The organism is Bacillus haikouensis (genome assembly GCF_013179555.1).
GTDB classification, from domain to species: Bacteria; Bacillota; Bacilli; order Bacillales; family Bacillaceae_B; genus Rossellomorea; species Rossellomorea haikouensis_A.
Map to the genome: position 1 here is coordinate 1 of NZ_JABMCR010000098.1, position 14,191 is coordinate 14,191.

Genomic DNA, 14,191 nt, shown 5'->3' on the forward strand with positions numbered 1-14,191 from the left:
TATTGTAGATACTCTCGGGAAACTGGTAGAATGACACCCAGCTTCTTAGCTGTCATCTTTACTTGCAGCAAGGTTGGTTTTGAAGTTTGAATCTTCTCAGTCTCACCTACCCAGTAAGCCCCAGGTCCTTCGGCAAAGTATTCGAATGTCTTTTCTTTATCCGTCATTTCCTCATAAACGCCCAACTGCATGATCTTGGAGTTTTCCATTACATCATTCAATATCATAGTGTTGTACTTATCCGGAATCGTACCATCTTTCGCTTCGTGAACCATTACGTTATCTGGGCTAAATGTTTGTGCAAAGTACTGTAGATCAAGTTTGAATAATTTTGTTCCCATATGATTTCTCTCCTCTTATTTAATGATTCTATTCTTCCTTGCCATTTCTGCTTTAGTAGTATGGCTACTGTTGTTTATTTTTGGACCGCCCGTTTCAGGTGGATCCTGACGAAGCTTTTCCTTCACCGCATTATTGACTGCAGCATCGAATTCCTGTTTTATACTGGCCACTGCTTCTTTGATTTTCTCGTTGTCTTCAAGCTTAATAAGAGAATCAGCAAAAGCTACCGGCAGTCCCTCATCTTTCAAATCTGTTTCTACTTCAGAACGAAGCTGCTTCGTGTTTAATTCACGCTCTCGCTTATCTAGAGCTTCAAGGCGCTTCTTGTACTCAGCATCTTCTCTTTCTTTCTGAGTCATCTTGGCATACTGTTCAGCATCCTTCTTAGCATCAGCGATTCTTTGATCAAGTTGTGCCTCCCATTCCTTCTGCTTCTTCTCGAGAGCTTTCGCAAGCTTACGATCCGACTCAGCTTCAACTTTTTTCTGAAGCTCTTCCTGGGTCAGCTCAAGTTTTTCATTCCCTTCTCCTTTCCCAGAGTCTTCACCTTGACCTGCGCCTTGCCCCCCATTTTCTCCACTGGCTTCTCCACCATCAGCGAAAAACTGCAAATCAAATTTTAAAGGCTCAAGCTGCTTTTTAAAGAATTCAGGATTAAATGTATTTATTGGTCTTGTCACTTTCATTTCCTCCTAACCCATGAACACGCAACAACACGCAAGCGCCCATCGTTCACGTCCTCACACGTTTTTAGTCAAAACAAATAAGCCTGTTTATAACGTCTGGTGCTCAAAGACGCGCTCCCACAAATTCTTATAAGGTGTATTTCTCTTTCACATTTGCGAAAAATTCCTCTCTCCAGTCTCCCAAGACAAGAGCCGTTGAACTCCGGCAAAATGGATGCATGGGTGGTGCATTGATGCCTGGCTTCATTTCCTTCACCTTGAATTTTTTCTTATTCAAGAGTTTACATTTTCTTGTGGTCTTCCCATCCATTACAGCAACATATTCATATTCAGCTTCCTCATCATCAGAAACAGCCTGATAGGATATCTTTTGGGCTTCCACCTGAACCCTGGCAGTTTCAGTGATTAATAACCTCTTTGCTTCAAACGAGCTGACATCAAATCGCTCCCGAATTTTTTTGATATATCTATTTGGATGGACACCACGGACAATCGCACTGTTGATTATTCCATCCAATTCTTCTCTGAGTGCCTTCATATCTCCCCATATCCTTGAAGACCACTTGGCACCATAAAATGAAGCTCCGACAATCGATTTAAGAGTCGGTGTGGTGATTGCCATGTTGACTCCTAAGATCCCGGCTTGCCTTAACACTTCAGATATTCCCGCCTGATCCAAATATTCTTGAAAGGTCTTTTCTTGCTCATTCGTCATCGATACCAGGTGAGCATTCAAGTACATCATGAGAAGCTCCTGCCGGTTTATCCTCATCTTTGTATTGTAGGTGAAGAGCTCTTTATTCGCTTTCGGAGAGAAGTCCTTCTCCCTCACATATCGTGCAGCTGTTCTTTCGAATGATTGAACATCAAATTCGGGAACTCTCTTTTTAGCTTCAGCTAACGATATTGTATTTTTTTCTGCATACCGGGAATAAAATGCATTAATTTCTTTTTCTATTTCGCGAAGAGCATCATCAATGATCTCTTTTAATTTTCTTGATACCTCTTCATCTTTCATTTGTTCACGCTTGATGTTGTCTCTTTCCCTTTTCACCCAGTAGCTTTCTTTATCAGGCATCTAGCACACCTCAATTCTTCATATACTCGGAGGACATCGATTGTCTTTGTTTGGCCCTTTCACTTGTAATTCTCTTTTCTTCCTCTTCCGGATTTTCTACAATCATAGGAATGATCTTCAGCTTGGTTTCCTGTGACAGCTCACCACCGAGTGCATTAAACATGTCAACTGCCTCTTTGGTGCTCTTAGGAAGGTTAGGAGTAAACTTATAGGTTAATCCTGTAAACTCCCCTTTTCCGGCTTCACTCGCTAAGTGCATGACATTGTTGATCAGCTTGTAACGTCGATTGAGAGACCTTTTAAATAATCGTTCTTTGTTGATCCGTATTTGTTCCAGGCCGAATAGCTTGTACTTCATTGCCTCGCCCGTTTGCTGACCGGCAAAGTTTTCGTCATTCAGGTCTGGTGTATTAGTGAATTTGTGAATGTCCGTTTGAAGTCTGCCCTTATATGCTTCACTTCCAGACACATCATACTGCTTATAAATATAGTCAGCTTCCACCCGGCCTTCAGCACCGTCAGCGTTTTGAGTTGGCTTTAGAAAGATGATATTTGCCTCTTTCATCTTCTTCGCTTCGGTTGCGTCCAGTTCTACATTACCGAGAATCTTCAGCATTGCATCATTCAGATCTGTCATATAGTTTGCTGTATCAGATTGTGCTGCATCATATAAATCGATTAAGTCCAAGATATTCTCGAAGTCCCCCTGGCGGAAACGATTGTTACTGTGTTCATTAATCGGGACTTCCGCGAATGGATGATCAACCTCACTTTCAAGCGTCAAATTATAGTCACCCATGTTGGAGGTGAAATACGTGTAGATTTTCTTGTCAGTATAAAGGATAACTTTAATCCTTCGTTGACCACCATAACCAACCGAGAAGTATCGGACCCCAGCAATCACGTTCTTCTCAATCGTAGTGTCGTAGATTAAGAAAGTTTCTAATGGTGAAGACAGATATACTTTGGTCTGATCCTGCTGGTTCCGGTGGATCAGTTCATATGCCCGTCCGTAGATTGATAAATCAAGAACAATATCTGCATTAAGCGCTGCATCTTCGATTATCTCGTTGATATCATTAATTTTCTCTTGAGTGGTCTTATCCTTATGGCGTACTGAAACAGGCACACCAACAAAGAATCCCTGCATGAAGTTAGATACATACTTAGCATAATTGTGCTTGGCCCGGTGATCGGCCTTGTCATCTTCTTTCCGCCTGTTGGCTTCTGAGATAGTTGTGTTCTCCCCAAGATAATAATCGTCCAAGACAGTGAGCCTTGGACGTTGGTGTTCAATATGATGTTTTAATATCGCTGACAGTTCTTTTGTATCTTGTACCAGCTCTTCTACAGAATCAAACGTATACTGAATGTTTGCTTCTTTACTGAACCGCCTCTTTTTCCCCATTTTACCTGTTGAGTCTTCTCCAAGCTCAAAATAATTAACGTGATTCATTTTCCACCTCCTATAAACCCAATCCTTTTAAAGCATTATACGTATCGCCTTTCTTGGCCACTCCCAAGTGGTACTGTTCCAGGCTGTAACGGAGTGCATCAATAATATGGTTATTTGCATCAATCGGTGTATTCAACCACTTACCGTCTTTATCCTGATCAAATGTATAAGTATTAAATTCTTCAATCGTGTGTTCACATGTAGGATGAATGTACACCTTGAATCCTTGAATGAATAATATCCCTTGATTCACGCTGCCTTTCCCTTTGACTGAAGCTCTCATCCGTCGAACACCTTTGTTTATTAATTCTTGAATCAAACGACGTTCTGCAGAGTCAGCTGTGATGACTGATTTAAGAAGTCCTTTTCTCACAATCATCTTGTATATGTCTTCGGTTAACATCGCTTTCTCATAGTGTTCATCGTAGATCCAAAGCTCTTTATTCTTAAGATCAACCACAGAACTTGGTAATGTCGTTGGATCGTTTGTAAATCCAAAGTCCATACCGTGAGCCGTTTCTTGAATCTCTTTTATCTTTTGTTTAATATCGAAATCAACCACATGGAAGTTATCGAAGACTAGACCTTCTGCCACTCCCCAATCGCCATCACAGACTATCCTGGCACGTCGAGGATTCGTTCTATAGAGATTCTCATATCTAGCGCGGTCAACATCATCCAGCCATTCATTCACCCTGAAGGTCGTAGTAATGGCAAAAGTATCTTTCTCCCGGGTATCTTCATCGAAGAAGACCTTCTTAAGCCAATGTCTCTCAGACCAGGGGTTAAACGTCACGGTAACCTGTTTAAAGAACTCAGGATCATCATAGCTACCACGTATGGATTCCACTACTGTTCGAAACTTTGCTTCCGTTTCAATCTGGTAGCATTCCTCAAACCAAGCCCAGCACAATATCCCGACATCCACTGTGATCGATGTAATTTTCAGTTCATCATCCAAACCCCTGAACAATATTTTCTGGCCAGTAGGCATATACGTGATCTCTGGCATCGATTCATTGAACTTAAATAAATGGGCAACCCCTAATTGCGTGGCTGCCCATTTTAAATCAGTATAGGTGGATTGTTTGTTGGTGTTGGAATACCGCCGGACAACTAGTAAGTTTGCCCAAGAATATTTCATGATCCGGTGAATGAAATTTAATGCAGTCGTTTTCGATTTCTTACTTCCCCGGGAGCCTTTAACAACCCGGTAAAATTGCTTGTTGTTCCAGAATCGGTTGTACCCTCCACCTATCTTCTGCTTGATGGAGATTCGTTGCTGCTTAGTCTTCATCAGGTACATCCTCTACAAAAACAGGAGTGACGGTTTCAACCTGCTGCTTATCGGTCCACATGACATATCGCTTTCCTAAGAGTTCTGCTGCTTTAACACGATCTTTCATGTATGTATCCTTGTCCTCTAACTGCTGGGCACCTTCTCCGACACCTACAGGTATCTGTTCGGTATACTCTCCGCGCATCACGGAAGTGAGGAACTGAAGGATTTCATCCTGTTCAGCGATTGATTCTTTCTTTAATTCCTCTAAGCGTTCGTCAATATATGCTCTCACGTTAGCTTTTGTTAGCAGCCTACTTCCTGAAGCTCTTGCTGCTGAATCCTTTTTAACACTTGGATATGCAATTTTATATGATCCAGATATGTTACCTGTTTTTACATATTCATCTGCAAAACGTCTTTGTTTTTCTGTCATTATAGACATCACCACATAACACCCACCTCCAACTACAAAGTGAAACTGCAAATAGAAAAAGCATCCAATACGGATGCTTCTAAATTTCTTTTTCTACTCGGTCTAGCAACTTTTCATATACCTCTTTTTTGAACCAAGTTTCAGGGACAAAAGATGCCATTGCACCAGAAGGCACTTTTCCGGAGTATGATGTATTGATGGTCATTTGAACAATATCTGTGGTGGGAATATCTGTGGAACGAACATATGTGTAATCCTTAAATTCTTCTTCGAGGATTTTATAAATATTCTTAGCTTTGTCATACGGTAAATCCCAACTATTTCTATCTTTATCCGAGTTTATACTTAATGAATAATTTAGGTTTGAATTCATAATACTCTACCCCCTTATTATTATTTTTCGACAAAAGGAGATATTTTCCTTCTGAATTTATTACGTCTTCTAATATATAGTGGCATTTTCACGACATAATTAACTACTCAGACAGAAGAGACTTCCAAACCTCCTTTTAGAAATTTTCTTTTCTGCTCTCTCAATCATTGTTTGAACACTGCTAGAGCTGATGCACAAGTAATTCGCAATCTGACTATATGATAAGCAGTGGCCACGGGACATAAGATATACTTCTTTTTCTTTAGCAGTAAGGACAGATAAAGCATCTTCTATCATTTCTTGTTCTGCAGAAGAAATTACACTCTCATTTTCTGCATCCTCCCAGGGATACGTCTCACCTTGGCTCCTAAAAAATCTTTGCATCAACAATGGATCAAAAGGTCTTTCTCTTTGATAAGCAGCTAATCTTTCTACTCCTCTTTTATTCATTGGCTGCCTCCCGGTTTCCATCCATTCAATAGCATACTGCAGGTCTCTTATCATTCCATTAAGCAGTGATTTATCTCGATCAGAAGCTTTTTCAATCATTCTTTTGGCTTTTGATAAATTCTCTTTATAGCTTGAAAGAAGCTTTTCCATACAATCACCTCTGTTTAAAATGAAAAGGACACCAATCAAGTACCGAAATTATCGGTACTTGATTGGTGTCCTCCAGTTGGCTGGTAGAACTACAATTAATGACCCCCACTAGACTTTTGCTCGTCATTAATTGAAAATTGAAGTTTTTGGCTTTTCTTCTTTAGTTTCTTTTTATGTTGAATTTCCTGATATTCTATGATTACACTGTCGAAACCTTTAATTATTTCATCTAATACAGGCCCTCTATTGCCTACCATGATACAACACTCAACTCTTTTATATTGTTTTGGTTCAATGTAAACTTCATTAAGAATTTCCGACACGTTTAACATTTTTTTTTGAACAAGAAAGCCATCTGTAATTAGCGATAATTGTTTATAAAAGCTTCCCCTTATATCAGTTACACACTTCTGTGTTTCTGTTCCGTTATAAAATTCAATATCAAAATTTATTAATAGCTCTTCTGCATTATTTCTATCTGTATCTTTCGATACCCCATAGTCATTATAGTAAAAATCTATTTCCCTTAAAATTACTGATGAACTTAAAACTCCCCAGTATTTTAATTTATAGTTAATAAATAAAGATAATAATGAGCCACCAATAGATCCAAAGATAAAACTAAAGAAATATTTCGACTTTATGACATCAATTATTAAGGAGCCAACCTCCATTTTATTATCTAACCTTTCTATATATAGACTTTACTGCTTTATTTACTTCTTCAAACTGTATACTTTTTAAAATCCTCAAGTATTTATTTCTCTTTATCCCTAAGAAGTAACTATAAAGAAATATTAATAGACAAATAGATAAGAATGAAGTACTTATAAGAACAAATACTAAGTCAATAAAATCAAAAGCTTCAATCAAACCAATTGTATCCTTATTTAAATCAACTAATTTGATACCGATGTTTCCAAATAGAACAAAAACAGCAATCGTGAGTGTGATCATGAATCCAATTGTAGTTATAATCCAACTAATAATCTGATTAGATAAATTTTTTAGTATTGAATTTGTTGTTTCAAGATCTTCGATAAAATAACTAATTTCTGATTTTGTGTGATTATCTTTAATTATTTTTTTTAGATATTCAATGTCGTTAAAATTTTTTACTTTTCCTGTTTTTCCTTCTAATCGCTTAAGGTATTTCATTGTATCTTTGGTTTCATAAAACAAATTTCTAAATAAATTTTCCATAGCTTATTAAAACTCTTCCCCCTCATCAAACTTAACCCTTTTGACTTTGCCCTGGTGCGTAACGATCTTCGTCTCACCATGAGCAGGCAGCTCCGCAACCTTCGCCTTCCCATCACAGACCACAACAGCAAAACTTCCTTCTTTATCCATTATATCAATTTCTAGTTTTAAAGTACTAGGGTTAATTTCTAAGTCTGATAGTCTCACCAAGACCCCTCCTATGGTATAATTTAATTGACTGGCCGGGAGAGATCCTGGCTATTTACTTTTAGAGGTGTTTATATGGACAATAAGTTTAAGTACTTCCTTCAGATTATCTTGGCAATAGTTATTTCTTCCCCACTATCCTTGTTTATTTTATTACTAAGTGATTACTTAATAGATCCACAAGGCGATAAGGATAACCCCGAAAATAACATAATCTTTTATATTATTTTCACTATTTATGCTGTTATTATCTACGGTAAGATTGGTATTCCAACAACACTATTAGCAGATTATCTCCTGAAGAAAAATAATCTTATTTCATTTTTAAAATCCAAATATTTACTACAATTTTTGATTTATACACTTGCAAGTTATCTCTTACATTCCTTGCCATACGGGTTTCAATTCTACCTACCAGGTTTTATGGCTGTGTTCATCCCTGCGCAAATTTACCTTCACATTTTGCTCTTACTTAGAATCAAAAGGAAAAAGAATACTAAGGAAGTTGAACTTTCAAGTTAAGTGCGCGCCGGGAGAGATCCTGGCTTTTCACATTTTATTTTGAATATTTAATACTTTTTCTATATATTTACATCTTCTAAATCTAGGATTATAGTTGTATTAGGTGATGGTATGAAAGAATCAGAAACATTAAAGAGTATCAAGGAATTAGGATTACTATTCAAAGAGTTTTATAGTTGTGAATGTCCTAAACAAAAAGAATTGATCATTACAGAAATCCACACAATCGCTGAAAAAATTAGACCACAAGATCTCTGCTAATTCGCCATTTCATCATTATTCTCAGATGAATATTTCCTCCCAATTAATAAAGAACAAGGAGGTCTCAGTTTCTAAAACCCACTAAATTGATAGATTATCTAAGTTACCCTCTCTTGGTTTTAATGGTATTATATACCTACAAATAATTTTAGAGAGGTAATTTATGATTCTTAACATTGGTGATAAAGTTATATACAACAACGAAGAGTATTCGGTTCATTGGATTTATGAAACTGATTACTTGGAAATTTCTAAAGACAGAATGAGTAACTGTAAACTGGTCCATAAAACAGAAATTGAGAAAAAAGTATAACCCCTTGTACAATTACATAATTGTGTAATATACTAGTAAAATAGTAACGATACTTCTTATGGACGGTGATTCTTTTGAATGGGTTAACTGCTTTGCCAGAGGAAAAACTAAGAGAAATATTAATTGACTCAAAAAGAGTTGGGACGTCAATAGATTTTATAAGAATGATTGAGGCTGCCATTCATCAAAAGACTTCACTTAAAGAAAAGCGCCGAATTATTATTTAATCATGAGCCTTAGAAAATCTTAGAAGTCCAAACTTTCTTAAAGGAGAGACGATCGTTAAGCCGTCTCTCCCTTTTCTTTTACTGGCACCACCATAATTTCAATCCTCGGTGTCTCGCTGTACCACTTACTGGCTAACAGCTCTACAATCTGACTATCATCCCTCCATAGGACCCCATTACAAGCGTCCTTAATACCCTTCACGTAATTATCTACATCAGGTTTCGTAATTGGTCTTAACTCCCCACTTTCGGCAGCTGCAAGCTTCTTTTTACTAAAGCTCTTAAGCGATGGCTTAAACACCCTGATAAATAACTGGAGTGGTCCTTCTAGTGGTTTCACCGGTCTATGTTCTGCAGCAACAAGCTTTACATACTTCTTAAAGTCCTTTGACTTTTTAGGATCGTATGCTTTAACCATTCCAGCCTTAGAGCTAAACCGCGGCCTGCCCTGGGCAATAGGAGTCCCATATACAGTAAAATTAATTATTTCCACTCTATTCAGTCCTCCTTTCGTTTTCTCTGGATTGGTTCGCCTGGGTAACAGCAGCGACGGCAAGCTCATATCTCAAGTCATAATAGTTCAATTCGTATATGCTCTCTCCGGTTCGTGCCCTGGTAATACCCAAGCCTAACAGATCATCAATCATGACCTGCGCCTCTGCATCCTGTTTTTGTTTAACCGTGTTATACAAAACACCCATCCCATTACCCCCTCCTATATGCTAATAATTCAGCCTGCAGCTTTTCTTTTTCTTTCTCGAAGTCATAGTCATCTGAGCCTCCGGAAGGTGAATCCTCACTTGATTTACCATCCTCAAACCAATCAGGCAACATTTCCTTTCGGATTGGTCGTACTTTCCCACCGGCTTTATTTGGCGATCGCTGAGACCTTTGCTCTTTGTATTGCTTCTGCTCGGCTTGACACTGCTCTACCGTCTTAATCCCTTTCTGGGACCAGTTTTTAAGAATGGCTTCAACGTACCCCCACTTCTTAGTCCCCTGTTCAACAGCAATCTTCATCGCCTCCAAGACCAGACTCTCAGAAAGATCACCACACCAGCCGACAATCTTTTGGGGTATATAACCACCTAACACACCAAATCCTTCTTGTTCGTAAAACTGAAATGGATTGGGAGATACACGCGCCTCTTCTCCTACATCTTCTTTTAGTTTCGTTTTGTTTAGTTTATGTTTAGGTATGGTCAACTGTTGGTCATCGGATTGGTATCCAGATTGGTATAACGATTGGGTATCGGATTGGTATAGCGATTGGTCAACTGAGTTGACCAATGACTTTACCTTATAGATTGGAGCCTTTCCTTTTTTGCCTTTTTCATATTCGATCAGTTCGTTCTCAATGAGCTTTATTCGAGCATTGACCAGCCCTTGTTTTGAAAGGCCAGTCAATTTCTCTACTGTGGAGTTGGGCGCATTGAATCGTTCTTTCCAGCCAGCCATATTGTTTATAGCCATTAGTGTGTGCCATAACGCAATTGCGCTGGTATTAAGATCGTTCAGCAGCAGCCAATCCTTAAAAGCTTTCAGTTCCTTAAGGTAATTCAAACTATCACCCTCTTAAGCTTGTTTAACATATGAAATCGCAGCTTCTATGGATTCCCTATCTTCTGCATTCGTTGCATCTTGTAAGGCAGTCTCGAGCCAGGTAAGTGTATTCTGTTTGGTTACATCTGTTTGATATGGTCTAAAGATGATTCCTCCATGCCCTATAAACATTTCTAAAGGTGTACCTGTGTGTAACCCTTGGGTCTTCCTGACTTCCTTTGGAATAACGACTCTTCCTAATTCATCGATCTTTCTTACAATTCCAGTTGCTTTCATGCTTCATCTTCCTTTCTTTCGCATATTGCTTTTCCGTTTTGTATTCCACTTACATGATAGTGCGGATATCTCTTCATATACTGCAGAATCAATGACTTAAGTTCTTCCTTACTCTTAGCCTTCTCCCAGATCCATTTAGGGAGAAGGACTTTGTAAGGGACTTCCTGGTTAATCAAATTTCATGTCAATCGTGTCTTGTGCTGAATCTTTTTTGCTTTTCTTTGAGGTTGATTCCTTTGGTGGATCTTCCGGTTTCTCTTCATGAATTTCGTATTCGATCGTGTTGTCGTCTTCATCTGGAGTAATATCTTTGAGCTCGCGATCTTCATTATCTTCCATAACAGCCTTCTGCATTTCGACTGAGAGGATCCCCCACTTTGATAAGAGATTCTTCAACACTGTTTTCATGGCCATAGCATCCCAGTCATTCTTCCAACCGAAGTCTGATTTACTGAACTTCTTTCGATGCTTCTCTACATGCTCCTTGGTCCAGTAAACTGTCTTCCTAAATCCATTCAGTAATTCAAAATAAGCTGCATACCCAATGACTGCTTCTGATTCTCTTTGCTCAAAATCGATATCGATTTCCTCTGTAAGAGGATTCCATTTGAGTAACTCCCCTTCATGGATGGGAGTAACGTTTATAAATCGATACTGACCTGTTCTAAGGGCTAATTGAATGTAGCCTTTATATCCAAGCTGAAACTGTGCTTTGCCCCCATACGGGACAATCCAGGCATACCCTAAATTCTTATCTACTGGTAAATCTAGAGTAGCTGCAATCATAGCCGAAGAGATAACCGACATAGGTTCTGCCTTCTGCAGCATCTTTTCGCTGTTGTATAGACTAAGGATCGAGGCGGTAAACTGTGTTGCTCGTTTACCTAAAACCTCTTCAAAACGTTTAATGACTGTTGGACTCGCAAGTAAGCTTTTCATGGTCGTTCCTTGAGTAGAAGGAGCTTGTCCATTCTTATTTGCTAATTGAGTTTTAAGAGATTGATTGGTGGCCATTATTTAGCCTCCTTGATATCAAATCGTCTGTAAGAACTCTTTTTGATGACTTCTTTATAGATATTGGGGAACTTCTCTTTTAATAGCTTAGAATCGACTCGATTTGATTCAATTGGCTTCCAGGCGATTTCATAATTAGAGCAAAATCCTAACTCAGCTTCTTTTAGTTCATGCTGCAGATCATGTTGTATATGTTTCTTTTGCTTTTCTAGTTCGCTAATTGTTTTCTTTAAGTCAAAGTATTCCAGGATCCGGTCTTTATTTGCACCTTTGAGTTCAATGGTTTTTCCTTTTTCCGCAGCTGAGTATTTTTCTTTCAAGTACTTTTCAGCTGCACTGGATCCGTCTAATGCCGGTGGGTTTCCTTCGATCACATGGTACTGCCAGAAATGCTTCTCTGCTTCGAAGATGATGTTAATCAATTCCTCGTCCCGTTCGACTTCTTTGCAGATGAACTTGTTCCCGCCTACCAATACCGCGATGTATGCTTTTGGGTAGCCCAGTACACCTAAATAGTGCTGGACCTGGACAAGATAGGATTCAGGGATCTCTTCACTTTCCCATTCTTTCAACAAGAACTGGTTAGCTGTTTTACATTCTAGGAGAGCGTCTTCACCAACTACCTTTCGGTCGATGTTAGCGATGATAAATTCATGATCAGGATGCTGCAAGATCGCATTTCGTTTTCGTACTTTCTTTCCCATCCGTGCTTCAAATTCTTTTGCGACCATATCCTCAAATAGGTTTCCGAAATAAGCAGCTTCGCTTGATGAGTCCTCTACAATGACCTGGCCAGTCTTTTCAAGCCATAATTCAAAAGGTGTTTTATATTTATTAAGTCCGAGGATAATAGAAGCATCGGATCCCCCTATTCCTTTTCGACGCATTTCTAACCATTCTTTACGATTCATTTCAGTTGTGGTTGCTAATACAGCTGGCATAAATTCCCCTCCGATTGATTTAGTTTTCAAAGTACTATAGAATGAAATAAACTTTTTCTTTGAGGGTTAACCCCTCTTTCCAACTAGACCTGTGTGCCAGCACAGGTCTTTACTCTGCTATTGAGAAATGAAACTTACATTTTTCAATCAAATAATCCTCTAAGTTTTCTTCCAAGATGACTTCACCGTTATCTGGATCAGTTACAATAGAATCTCCAATCAAGATCTCATTTCCAAAGAAATCAATTCCGTTGTGTTCCGGCTGAGAAACCATATTGGTATACCCATGTCTCTCTACCCTTGTGATATCCGGATGTTCAAGCATTTGCTTCACCTCCTTAAATTGGTAATGCATGAAAGTTGCATTTAAGATCTTGCAAGTTATATAATTCTAATTGCGCATAAAATAGTGAGATGCAGTAAGCTTTGGTGCCTACCTTAGCTTGCTGCTTTTTTACTTTTACTTCTAAGTAAGAGCGACTTTTCAAATGAAGTAAGTCTTAACCATTCGCCTGCTTTGATTTTCAATTCATTCACTCCCTCCTATCTTCGTTTCAACATCACATTTACAAATGTTTGAGTAATGTACTCAAGTTCATCCTGCTTTACTTTCTTTTCGGCTAATCTATCAAGCTCTCTTATTGAGTTGAGTAAATCAACTGTGGAAAGCATAGCTTCTTTATATTTTCCTTCTTGCAAGTTTTCTTCTATTGCTTGAATCGAGTTCCAAGAGCCTCTTTGATGTTGAGCTGCCTTGCGTAAATCTTCTTTCATAAATGTTTGTACACTCACTTCTGCAACCTCCTTGCTTTTAGTGTTAGTCTCCATTGTTTGAATATCTGGACCATGGAGAAGCGATATTCTTTAGAAATCAGAGCGACGAGGTTGATCATGCTTGCTGCAGCATCCAATACTTCGAATACAACTTTCTTCATTTCCTCTCGCTCTAAATCGTTTTGAATGTGTACCGGCTTGTACCAACATGCTTTTTCTAAATGATCCAGAGCTTCTAAGGACTCTCTTTTCACTAAGATCATCATTGAAGTTGGATGGTGCTCGATAAATTCTCCGTTTAGATATGGGATTGAGACATCACCAGCTGATTCGTTCCATCTGACAAAGTAGTATTCTTCATCGTCAATGGCTTCAGCTGTAATGGATCTCAAGTCCTTTGGGAAACGTTGTCTCCCTGTTTCGTACTTGGCAATGCTTTCTCTTGAAATTGGAAGCTTAAATGATAGTTGGTGCTGCGTTAGTCCTTGGCGCTTTCTCGCACTAGCAAGCTCCTCCCCTTCCATGACTTTCATAAGGTTGCTCCTTCCTTTACCTATATATGGATTTTAATGTTCGGGTTTATTTCATAAAATGAAGTTAACTTACTTTTTCAGATTTCTTTTTACGCTCTTCAAGAATT

The 14,191-nt window shown here is 38.6% G+C and carries 21 protein-coding genes; 1 reads left to right on the forward strand and 20 read right to left on the reverse strand.

The genetic code is table 11. The annotated features are described in order from the left end of the window. The 11 genes from HP456_RS11115 to HP456_RS11165 all read right to left on the reverse strand — a co-directional run. Positions 1-341 (reverse strand): phage major capsid protein (locus HP456_RS11115; RefSeq protein ID WP_172251021.1); only part of this gene is annotated, 341 nt, incomplete at its 3' end. 15 nt (positions 342-356) lie between these two features. Continuing rightward, positions 357-1,022 (reverse strand): DUF4355 domain-containing protein, encoded by a 666-nt coding sequence (locus tag HP456_RS11120; RefSeq protein ID WP_172251023.1) that lies wholly within the window; start codon positions 1,020-1,022, stop codon positions 357-359. Between the two features lie 133 nt (positions 1,023-1,155). Beyond that, positions 1,156-2,106 (reverse strand): minor capsid protein, encoded by a 951-nt coding sequence (locus HP456_RS11125; RefSeq protein ID WP_172251025.1) that lies wholly within the window; start codon positions 2,104-2,106, stop codon positions 1,156-1,158. A gap of 10 nt (positions 2,107-2,116) precedes the next feature. Beyond that, on the reverse strand, positions 2,117-3,562 hold the full coding sequence (locus HP456_RS11130; protein ID WP_246288952.1) for a phage portal protein: 1,446 nt from the start codon (positions 3,560-3,562) through the stop codon (positions 2,117-2,119). 10 nt (positions 3,563-3,572) lie between these two features. Beyond that, entirely contained in the window at positions 3,573-4,859 is a 1,287-nt protein-coding gene (locus tag HP456_RS11135) for a PBSX family phage terminase large subunit (protein ID WP_172251027.1), read from the reverse strand. Next, positions 4,849-5,277, reverse strand: coding sequence for a terminase small subunit (locus HP456_RS11140; protein ID WP_172251029.1), 429 nt, complete (start codon positions 5,275-5,277; stop codon positions 4,849-4,851). The genes HP456_RS11135 and HP456_RS11140 overlap by 11 nt, the downstream gene beginning before the upstream one ends. A gap of 79 nt (positions 5,278-5,356) precedes the next feature. Further along, a complete protein-coding gene (locus HP456_RS11145; RefSeq protein ID WP_172251031.1) occupies positions 5,357-5,650 on the reverse strand; it encodes a hypothetical protein in 294 nt (97 codons plus the stop codon). A 99-nt stretch (positions 5,651-5,749) separates the two neighbouring features. Continuing rightward, positions 5,750-6,250, reverse strand: a complete 501-nt coding sequence (locus HP456_RS11150; protein WP_172251033.1) for a sigma factor-like helix-turn-helix DNA-binding protein — start codon at positions 6,248-6,250, stop codon at positions 5,750-5,752. A gap of 95 nt (positions 6,251-6,345) precedes the next feature. After that, entirely contained in the window at positions 6,346-6,924 is a 579-nt protein-coding gene (locus HP456_RS11155; protein ID WP_172251035.1) for a hypothetical protein, read from the reverse strand. A 4-nt stretch (positions 6,925-6,928) separates the two neighbouring features. Beyond that, the gene (locus HP456_RS11160; RefSeq protein WP_172251037.1) at positions 6,929-7,453 is read right to left on the reverse strand and encodes a hypothetical protein; all 525 of its coding nucleotides are present in this window, start codon (positions 7,451-7,453) and stop codon (positions 6,929-6,931) included. Between the two features lie 6 nt (positions 7,454-7,459). Further along, complete coding sequence (locus HP456_RS11165; protein ID WP_172251039.1) at positions 7,460-7,660, reverse strand: XtrA/YqaO family protein; 201 nt, start codon at positions 7,658-7,660, stop codon at positions 7,460-7,462. Positions 7,661-7,735: 75 nt separating this feature from the next. Here HP456_RS11165 and HP456_RS11170 point away from each other — a divergent pair, with 75 nt between their 5' ends. After that, positions 7,736-8,182: a hypothetical protein gene (locus tag HP456_RS11170; RefSeq protein WP_172251041.1), complete on the forward strand. Its 447-nt coding sequence runs from the start codon at positions 7,736-7,738 to the stop codon at positions 8,180-8,182. An 856-nt stretch (positions 8,183-9,038) separates the two neighbouring features. On the opposite strand, the gene HP456_RS11175 is transcribed toward HP456_RS11170, so the two are convergent. The 9 genes from HP456_RS11175 to HP456_RS11215 form a co-directional block, all read right to left on the reverse strand. Next, entirely contained in the window at positions 9,039-9,470 is a 432-nt protein-coding gene (locus HP456_RS11175) for a RusA family crossover junction endodeoxyribonuclease (protein ID WP_172251061.1), read from the reverse strand. A 7-nt stretch (positions 9,471-9,477) separates the two neighbouring features. After that, on the reverse strand, positions 9,478-9,684 hold the full coding sequence (locus HP456_RS11180; RefSeq protein WP_172251043.1) for a hypothetical protein: 207 nt from the start codon (positions 9,682-9,684) through the stop codon (positions 9,478-9,480). 4 nt (positions 9,685-9,688) lie between these two features. Continuing rightward, positions 9,689-10,546: a DnaD domain-containing protein gene (locus HP456_RS11185; protein ID WP_172251045.1), complete on the reverse strand. Its 858-nt coding sequence runs from the start codon at positions 10,544-10,546 to the stop codon at positions 9,689-9,691. Between the two features lie 12 nt (positions 10,547-10,558). Next, positions 10,559-10,822 (reverse strand): AbrB/MazE/SpoVT family DNA-binding domain-containing protein, encoded by a 264-nt coding sequence (locus HP456_RS25780; protein WP_172251047.1) that lies wholly within the window; start codon positions 10,820-10,822, stop codon positions 10,559-10,561. 168 nt (positions 10,823-10,990) lie between these two features. Next, on the reverse strand, positions 10,991-11,836 hold the full coding sequence (locus tag HP456_RS11195; RefSeq protein ID WP_172251049.1) for a recombinase RecT: 846 nt from the start codon (positions 11,834-11,836) through the stop codon (positions 10,991-10,993). Then, positions 11,836-12,777, reverse strand: a complete 942-nt coding sequence (locus HP456_RS11200; RefSeq protein ID WP_172251051.1) for a YqaJ viral recombinase family nuclease — start codon at positions 12,775-12,777, stop codon at positions 11,836-11,838. Before HP456_RS11200 ends, HP456_RS11195 begins: the two co-directional genes overlap by 1 nt. A gap of 109 nt (positions 12,778-12,886) precedes the next feature. Next, complete coding sequence (locus HP456_RS11205) at positions 12,887-13,102, reverse strand: YqaI family protein (protein WP_172251053.1); 216 nt, start codon at positions 13,100-13,102, stop codon at positions 12,887-12,889. A gap of 218 nt (positions 13,103-13,320) precedes the next feature. Next, on the reverse strand, positions 13,321-13,569 hold the full coding sequence (locus HP456_RS11210) for a hypothetical protein (protein WP_172251055.1): 249 nt from the start codon (positions 13,567-13,569) through the stop codon (positions 13,321-13,323). Then, positions 13,566-14,084, reverse strand: a complete 519-nt coding sequence (locus HP456_RS11215; protein WP_172251057.1) for a helix-turn-helix transcriptional regulator — start codon at positions 14,082-14,084, stop codon at positions 13,566-13,568. Before HP456_RS11215 ends, HP456_RS11210 begins: the two co-directional genes overlap by 4 nt. Positions 14,085-14,191: the final 107 nt, after the last annotated feature.